Raw genomic sequence first — 7,856 nt, forward strand, 5'->3', positions numbered from 1 at the left:
CCAACACAGCGGGCAATCTCACGAGAGATTGTCGAAGCGCTTCTACCAATTTCTTTTGCAATGCTACGCATTGACAACCCTTCTCTGAGTAAAACTTCTATACGTCCGCGATCAAATGCGGTAAGCTGATGATAATGACTCATAATGTTTCCTCGCGTTCTGTATGTTCTAGACAAACTACATTTTACGCTGGTTCATTATGAGTCAGTTTTTATTTAGCTTAGTGTTGCACTTGAATTGTAAATTCAAGCATAAAGAAAACCCCGAAAGTTAAAGTAACTTTCGGGGTACACCACATCAATGAATAACGGTGTTTTTTGTTTGACGCCAAGATGTCACTCAATAGCGTACAGCATCTCAGGCTGCCAAATATCAGCTAGTGTCTGCCCTGGCATGTATTCATAGGCCTCAAATTCTTCAAGCGTATTAAACGTTAGCTCCAAAAAGGGGTTCCTATCAGTTGTCTCATTAGCCCATAACCACCAGTTGTCGCTATCATCTTGCGCTCGTTCAAAGCTAAATATTGTACCACCAACCAAAACACGTATCGTCATTCCAATACGCAGACACTTAATGATCGCTGAATATGAGCAATCATCATCCGCTGGTAGGTCACCTATTTCTTCAATCAAGCTCATGTCTCATCTCCCTGTTCTACCCTCAAATCATAAATCCTATCAAATGCATCAGGGGATTTGTAGCAGTATTCATTGCGCTCTTTTTTATCTAATCTAAGAATATCAGCACACATAACCAGGCGCCAGTGTCGTTATTTATCATCACATCACCAACATACCCAAAAACGCATGATACCAAGTAGCTACTCGATGTCATGCGTTTTCTTTTTGGTTTTATAAAGCTGCCATCATTTCGCGCAACATTGATTGGCGGTAAATTGGGCGGTTGTTGAACTTGCGACGTTCTACTTCCACTTCCTTCTCGGCACGATCAGATGCTGCCTTGGCGATTGCTTGCGTTTCAGTTGGGCCAACCTCACCTTGGGCTTGTTGCATTTGCGTGAACAACGCAATAAAGGCGTAGTAAGCACCCAAGAACCAACCATTGAAGTATGGCATTACGACGTTAGCTTGACCAATCTTGTCGTGATTGTGGTGCGTAATCTCGTGATACTCTTCAGACAACATGCTCTTAATTTGCGCATACAAATCAGAACTGTTCTTGCGAGCCACCTTATCCAATGTGCCGAAGTTATCCAACGCAAACTTCTCAGAACGGTCTACCCATTCTGCCGTTTGCTCTTCTGGGTTGATATTCTCTACTTCAGCGAACACTTCCAAGTGCGCATCCACGTAACCACGCTTCATGCCGGCCAACAAAACTGGCTTCAAGATGTCATCAACCTTTGCCAAGTTCAAGTTGTCATTCAACTTAGCAACCGCTTGTTCAAACTCTTCTTCAATCATCTTGCTGTCTCCCAAAACTTAAAAATCATGTACCCAACTATACCATAAATAAAAACGCTGCTACGAACAAACGTAACAGCGTTTCTTGTTATTCATGGTTTGGCGGTTCGCCTCTCCAGGCGATCGCGATTATATGAGATAGGTGTGTGAGTATTATATTGCGAGAGATGCCAAACCACACGCCAAACTTACTATTCATAAGTTCGTGATAACTGTATTTTAGACTAAAACCATCCCATTTTCAATGTAATGGTTTTAACAAGTGTTCTACTAGTGGAACACAATTCCTCCGTCGACAACCAACGTTTGACCCGTCATGTAGTTTGAGTCCTTACCAGCCAAGAAGGCAACCGCTGAAGCGACTTCTTCTGGTTCTGACAAGCGACCCAAAGCGATACCATCAGAGAATTGTGCCATCCCCCAATCGTCATCCTTACCTGCGTTTTGACCAACTTCGTGGGCAATATCAAACATCATTGGCGTCTTAACGATTCCAGGTGCAAAGGCGTTAACCGTGATACCCAATGGTGCCAATTCCTTGGCCGTCGTTTGCGTAATACCACGGATAGCAAACTTTGATGCACCGTAAACCGTCAAATCTGGATTTCCTTCCACACCAGCTTGTGATGTGGCGTTAATAATCTTACCCCCGTGACCAGCCTTCTTAAAGGCTTCCACCGCAGCTTGCGTTCCCCACACTGTACCGTTGATATTTGTATCAAACGTCCAGCGCATTGTCTCTTCGTCAACTTCCATGATTGGCGTTGTTGGTGCAACACCGGCGTTGTTGATCACAACTGTTAAGTCCCCAAAATAATCAACTGTCTTTTGTACACCAGCAAATACGTCATCGCGCTTTGCTACATCCGCAGCGACTGCCAAAGCAGCGTCTGGGTGAACAGCGTTAATCTCATTCGCAACGCGTTCTACCTTCGACAAGGTGCGACCCACTACCGCAACCTTGAAACCATCGTCTGCCAAACGCTTAGCAATCGCCTCACCGATTCCTTGTCCTGCTCCCGTGATAAATGCAACATCAGCCATGATATTTACCTCTCAATTAGTTTCTATATTATTATCTCTTGCTCACTTATACACAAATTAGTTTACTTCTTTTTTAGAAGTTTGTAAATGTGATTTAATTCACATTTAGTTCTATGAGTGAAACAAAAAAACGAGACGACCGTTATTTGGTCATCTCGTCCTTGTCATAAATTATTGAGCTGTGTATCCACCGTCGATAACGAACTCTGCACCAGTGGCGAACTTTGATTCGTCTGATGCCAAGTATACGCAGATCCAAGCGATGTCATCTGGCTCACCCATGCGTCCCATTGGCGTCTTCAAACGTTGCGTAACGTATGGTGCAACTGAGTCACCCTCACCTGATCCATCAGTCATTGGCGTTGCGATGTACCCAGGGTGCACTGTGTTAACACGAATGTTCAAGTCGTTTTGTGCTGCATAGACAGCGGCTGACTTTGAGAACAAACGAACAGCACCCTTTGATGCGTTGTATGAAGCTGTCATCGTATCACCAACCAAGCCAAGTATTGATGACATGTTGATGATTGATCCACCACCATGCTCCTTCATGGCACGGAAGCCGTATTGCGTCCCCAAGTACATACCGTCAGCGTTGATGCTCATCAACTTGCGGTAAGCTTCAAACGTGTCGTGCTCAATATCATTCGTTGCACCAATTCCGGCGTTGTTTACCAACACATTTAGTGGTCCAAATGCTTCTTCAGTATAAGCAATCAAATCCTTCCAACCTTGCTCATCAGCTGAATCATGTTGTTGGAAACGAATCACATCATCCCCACCAAGCTCAGCAGCCGTTGCTTCACCGACGTTTGCACGACGTCCTGTGATAACAACCTTTGCGCCTTCATCAATAAAGCGTTGTGCGATAGCCTTTCCCAAACCAGTTGTTCCACCAGTAACGATAGCAACCTTGCCCTTCAAACGATCTACCATGATAAGTAATACCTCACTATTATTTTTTCTTTGATTACTTAGGATGGTACGTATCAAATATGAATATTTTTAACATGAGCACTTGGATTCGGAATTGTTCGATTTTAGGTCATAATTACCAGTTAAATGACATCCACCACACTCAATAATTCCAGCAACGCGGTAGCTACTTCGCCACCCTTGTTCCCCGCTTTTCCACCAGCACGGTGTTGGGCTTGTTCCAAAGTATCAGCCGTCAACACACCGAACACGGTCGGTACGCCAGTTTTCAAACCAACTTGCGCAATCCCAGACATTGACCCATTAATCACTAAATCATAGTGGTCAGTCTCGCCACGAATCACTGCACCCAAAGTAACAATGCCATCATGCTTTTGCGTCAAGGCAACCTTTTCAGCTACCAATGGTATTTCAAAGGCACCTGGCACGTAATAGACATCAATATTAGTCTCTACGACGCCATGCATCATTAAAGCTTCCTTTGCCCCGGCTAACAAAGCATCCGTAATCAACGTATTAAAACGACTCATCACAATTGCAATATGACGTCGCTCATGGTTGGTCAATGTTCCCGCATAAATTGTCATGTTATTCCCCTTTTAAATCATGTGCGCAAACTTGTCGCGCTTTGTGTCCATGTACCCTTGATTCACGTTATTCACACCCGTAATGAGTGGTACCCGTTCGACAACTTCAATGCCGTGGGCCTCAAGTTGGGCAATCTTGGCTGGATTATTTGTCAATAAACGCACCTTATCGTATCCCGCGTCCTTTAAAATTTGGGCAGCATGCGCATAATCGCGTTCATCAGGTTGGTGGCCCAGGTGAACATTAGCCTGATACGTATCGTACCCATTTTCTTGCAACACGTAGGTACGGAGCTTTTCGGCTAGTCCGATGCCACGACCTTCTTGACGTAGATAAACCACTGCCCCACCTTGGGCATCAATTTGACGTAAGGCCTCGTGGAGCTGTGGCCCACACTCGCACCGGAATGACCCCAGCACTTCACCGGTCAGGCATTCCGAATGCAAGCGAACCAATGGTGCCGCTCCGTCAGCCGTGGCTTTTTCAACTAGCAAATCCGGTTCGCGATTGTCCGACAGATAATCCGTCACCGTAAACGTCCCATATGCACTCAGCAATTTAATGGTTGGGCCGACTGTGTAATCACGCGCCATCTGCACCTCGCGATACGCGATTAACTCCGCAATCGTTAATGTCACTAACCCTTCACGTTCAGCAATCTCATCCAACGCCGTTTCGCGCGCCATTTGGCCATCTTCTGCCAAAATCTCGATAATGTAAGCCACTGGTGGCACGCCCGCCAACTTCGCTAAATCAACCGCCGCTTCCGTGTGACCTGGTCGCGCCAGCACACCATCGGCTTCAGCGACTAATGGGAAAATATGCCCTGGTCGATCAAAATCAGTTGCACCTGCGGACAAATTCGCTAGTTCCCGAATGGTGAATGCGCGTTCCACAGCTGATACTCCCGTGGTATTCTCACGGTGATCAACGCTAACCGTAAACTTAGTGCCAAATTTTTCAGTATTATGCGCAACCATTTGGGTTAAAGACAACGCCTCTGCCCGTTCAGCGGCCATTGGTGCACACAACACACCGCGACCAATTCGCAACGCAGCATTTACGCTTGTCGTTGTCGCAAACGAAGCCAAGCCAACCAAGTCACCTTCGTGTTCACGTTGGCTGTCATCACTCAAAATGATCAGTTCACCACGCTTCAAGGCTTGTAGCGCTGTTTCAATACGTTCTCGAATTTCCTGGTTCATCTTATGCACGCTCCTTTGCTAAATACTTGGCCAGAATGTCGGTCTCTAAATTAACGTCATCCCCAACTTGCATATCCTGCAGCATCGTATTCGTCAATGTATGCGGAATCAGTCCGACTGTGAACGTCGTGGTTGTTGTTTCAATCACCGTCAGGCTCACACCGTTCATTGCAATCGAACCCTTCGGTACAATTTGTTGCATCAAGGCTTGGGTCTTTGGTTGCACCGTAAAGTAGACCGTTTCGTCAATCAGGTGTTCGTCGGTTACCCGCCCCGTTCCATCCACATGTCCCAATACAAAGTGACCATCAAACCGATCAGTGGCCAGTATGGCTTTCTCCAAATTGACGCGAGTATCAGCTTGATACTGACCGATTTTCGTTGTCATCACAGTTGACACCATCACATCAAACTCGCCTCCGTGGCAGTCTTCGTGGTAATCGTTAAGCACACCCCGTCAATCATGATGCTGTCGCCTAACTTGGCATCTGCGAAATAATCTGTTGGCGTCGTAACTGTCAGACGGCGTTCTCGTTCATGTCGTTTGGCAAGCTCAGTTATTTGCCCAACGGTTGATACAATTCCTGTAAACATTATTTTCTCTCCCGGTAATAAATATGATGCATCACGCTAGCGCTAATTGTTGGTACCTGAATACCAGCCACCCCCATTCCAAAGACCGTTGTGGTTTGGTAAATATCCAACTGTTGCCACAAATCCGTGGCTAGGAACGCCCGTAGCACAGCGCCACCGCCTTCAACTAGAACTGATTGCACACCGCGCTGGCCAAGGTCATTCAGCACCGACTGCAAACGCCCATCAAATAAAATGGCTTGTTCATTCGTCGCTGCAAACGCCTCTTTCATGGTGTAAATTAGTGTGCGGTCGTCGAAGAATTGGGATTCACTTTGTAGCCGTCCACGTCGGTCAAGAATCACACGTAATGGCTGGGGATGTGTTATCGATGTGTGGCGCACCGTCAAACTCGGCGTGTCCGTTAATGCTGTTTCACTACCAACAATAATCGCGCCAACTTCCGCGCGTTGTTCATGCGTTACAACATCCGTACTGGCATCCGTAATTTTCGTCGGTTTCCCAACAGCCTTGGTGATAAACCCAGCCGCGCGCAACTTGCGAATGCCTTGACCATGCACCAACGGGTTCGGATCACCTTGGCCAACGACAACACGCCTAATCTCAGCAGCCACAATCGCATCAGCGCACGCGCCAACTTTACCAACGTGAGCACACGGTTCGAGTGTGACGTACATCGTGGCGTCCCTTAAATCAGCCGGGTTATCCACCTGTTGCATGGCATCCACTTCTGCATGTGCTTGACCAAATTGGTGATGATAGCCTGTCGCTAACACCGCACCATTTTTGACAATCACTGCACCAACCCGCGGATTGGTCCAGGTCTCCTTTGGGGCAGCTTTTTCAGCTTCTGCCACCGCCACCTGCATCATTGTTAAATCATCCATATCTTCCCCTAACTACTCCGGGAATAAAAAAACCGGCATGATGGTGACCATCATACCGGAGCGTAGTTATTGTTTGAGGTATCGCAAAAAAGCGTACTAGGTCACCGAAAAAAGTGCGCACTAATACAAAAATTGATATCTTCTCCCATCCAGACTTTACTGTCGGTTGCAGATTCACACTGCATCAACCACATCGCTAAACCAGCTTTGCGGGTCACGGACTGAGGCATACGCCATCACCGTCGGTCGGGAATTTCACCCTGCCCCGAAGATTTATTCATGATTTATTTAACAAGGACAGTCTAACGTTACGCAGATGGATTTGTAAATCTCGATTATTTAACAAACCGGCAAAAAATAAAACATCTCAGTATTGCACTGAGATGTTTCGTTCTAGTACTTATTGTATTTTTGCACATGGAAAGTCCCAATGATAATCAAGACAAATGAAATAACCGCAACGGCTACTATTTCATGCATGTAAGTTTCTAAGCCACTCTTATCAGACAAAATCATGTACTTAATTGGCACATAATAGTTGACTGCCAATGCGAGAGATAACAACCTTTGCCAGGCTGGCCGATGGATATTGATTCGTGGCGCATTTTTAAACAAATGTTTCTTGCGGTAATTGTTGATATCAATTGCGTATAGCGCGTAGAAACCCGCTGCGCCGAGTAAGTAATATGACACCTGTTGACCTGGATGATAGGCATTAGCGTACATTAGCCATGCATCAATGGCAAAGGCCACTAACATCAGCAATGAATACCCAAACCAATCAACGTCAACCTTTGCCATCCCAGCAATTCGCTTGGGCTTTTTCGATGAATTCCCCGTTTGATTCTTATTAGTGACCGTTGGGCGTGTTGGTCTTGGTGTGGTAACCTGTGGCTTTTTGTTCACCAATTTTTGTGCCACCGGTTCTTCGCCTACCATCAGATAGGTTGTTGGCACCTTACGCAGATATTCAGTTTCCAAGTACAGCTTATTGAATTCAGTGCGCTTAATGGCAATTCTATTTATCGACATATCGAAAACGATACCTTTTAACCCGGATTATTCATGCACTAAATTTTTAACCACAGCTAAATCAGTAAAATACGATAAATCACCTTGAAACTGCCAGTACCTTGGCACGGTTTCAGGGTGTTTTTTTCGATTGGGCGTTTTTTGAG

At 45.9% G+C, this 7,856-nt stretch carries 11 protein-coding genes and 1 riboswitch; all 11 genes read right to left on the reverse strand.

Features of this window, described 5'->3' with window-relative positions; all coding sequences use genetic code 11:
• Positions 1-143, reverse strand: a 143-nt coding sequence (locus C6P11_RS08530) for a helix-turn-helix domain-containing protein (protein WP_135518151.1), incomplete at its 3' end; no start/stop codon positions are given.
• A gap of 192 nt (positions 144-335) precedes the next feature.
• Positions 336-638, reverse strand: coding sequence for a hypothetical protein (locus C6P11_RS08535; RefSeq protein ID WP_135520333.1), 303 nt, complete (start codon positions 636-638; stop codon positions 336-338).
• A 213-nt stretch (positions 639-851) separates the two neighbouring features.
• Positions 852-1,424 carry a hypothetical protein gene (locus C6P11_RS08540; protein ID WP_135520335.1) on the reverse strand — a complete coding sequence of 191 codons (573 nt, stop codon included), beginning with the start codon at positions 1,422-1,424 and terminating at the stop codon, positions 852-854.
• Positions 1,425-1,694: 270 nt separating this feature from the next.
• On the reverse strand, positions 1,695-2,468 hold the full coding sequence (locus C6P11_RS08545; protein ID WP_135520337.1) for a (S)-acetoin forming diacetyl reductase: 774 nt from the start codon (positions 2,466-2,468) through the stop codon (positions 1,695-1,697).
• Positions 2,469-2,639: 171 nt separating this feature from the next.
• Positions 2,640-3,404, reverse strand: coding sequence for a glucose 1-dehydrogenase (locus C6P11_RS08550; RefSeq protein ID WP_056973185.1), 765 nt, complete (start codon positions 3,402-3,404; stop codon positions 2,640-2,642).
• 122 nt (positions 3,405-3,526) lie between these two features.
• Entirely contained in the window at positions 3,527-3,991 is a 465-nt protein-coding gene (gene ribH, locus C6P11_RS08555; RefSeq protein WP_135520339.1) for a 6,7-dimethyl-8-ribityllumazine synthase, read from the reverse strand.
• 12 nt (positions 3,992-4,003) lie between these two features.
• Positions 4,004-5,197 carry a GTP cyclohydrolase II gene (ribA, locus tag C6P11_RS08560; protein ID WP_135520341.1) on the reverse strand — a complete coding sequence of 398 codons (1,194 nt, stop codon included), beginning with the start codon at positions 5,195-5,197 and terminating at the stop codon, positions 4,004-4,006.
• A 1-nt stretch (position 5,198) separates the two neighbouring features.
• Positions 5,199-5,600 carry a hypothetical protein gene (locus tag C6P11_RS08565; RefSeq protein WP_245299850.1) on the reverse strand — a complete coding sequence of 134 codons (402 nt, stop codon included), beginning with the start codon at positions 5,598-5,600 and terminating at the stop codon, positions 5,199-5,201.
• Positions 5,600-5,791, reverse strand: coding sequence for a hypothetical protein (locus tag C6P11_RS11305; RefSeq protein ID WP_245299849.1), 192 nt, complete (start codon positions 5,789-5,791; stop codon positions 5,600-5,602). The genes C6P11_RS08565 and C6P11_RS11305 overlap by 1 nt, the downstream gene beginning before the upstream one ends.
• Entirely contained in the window at positions 5,791-6,678 is an 888-nt protein-coding gene (locus tag C6P11_RS08570; RefSeq protein WP_135520343.1) for a bifunctional diaminohydroxyphosphoribosylaminopyrimidine deaminase/5-amino-6-(5-phosphoribosylamino)uracil reductase RibD, read from the reverse strand. The genes C6P11_RS11305 and C6P11_RS08570 overlap by 1 nt, the downstream gene beginning before the upstream one ends.
• Positions 6,679-6,811: 133 nt before the next feature.
• Positions 6,812-6,955, reverse strand: a riboswitch (FMN riboswitch).
• Positions 6,956-7,071: 116 nt separating this feature from the next.
• Positions 7,072-7,710 carry a hypothetical protein gene (locus tag C6P11_RS08575; RefSeq protein ID WP_135520345.1) on the reverse strand — a complete coding sequence of 213 codons (639 nt, stop codon included), beginning with the start codon at positions 7,708-7,710 and terminating at the stop codon, positions 7,072-7,074.
• Positions 7,711-7,856: the final 146 nt, after the last annotated feature.

Source organism: Weissella confusa (genome assembly GCF_004766315.1).
Classification (GTDB): Bacteria; Bacillota; Bacilli; order Lactobacillales; family Lactobacillaceae; genus Weissella; species Weissella confusa_A.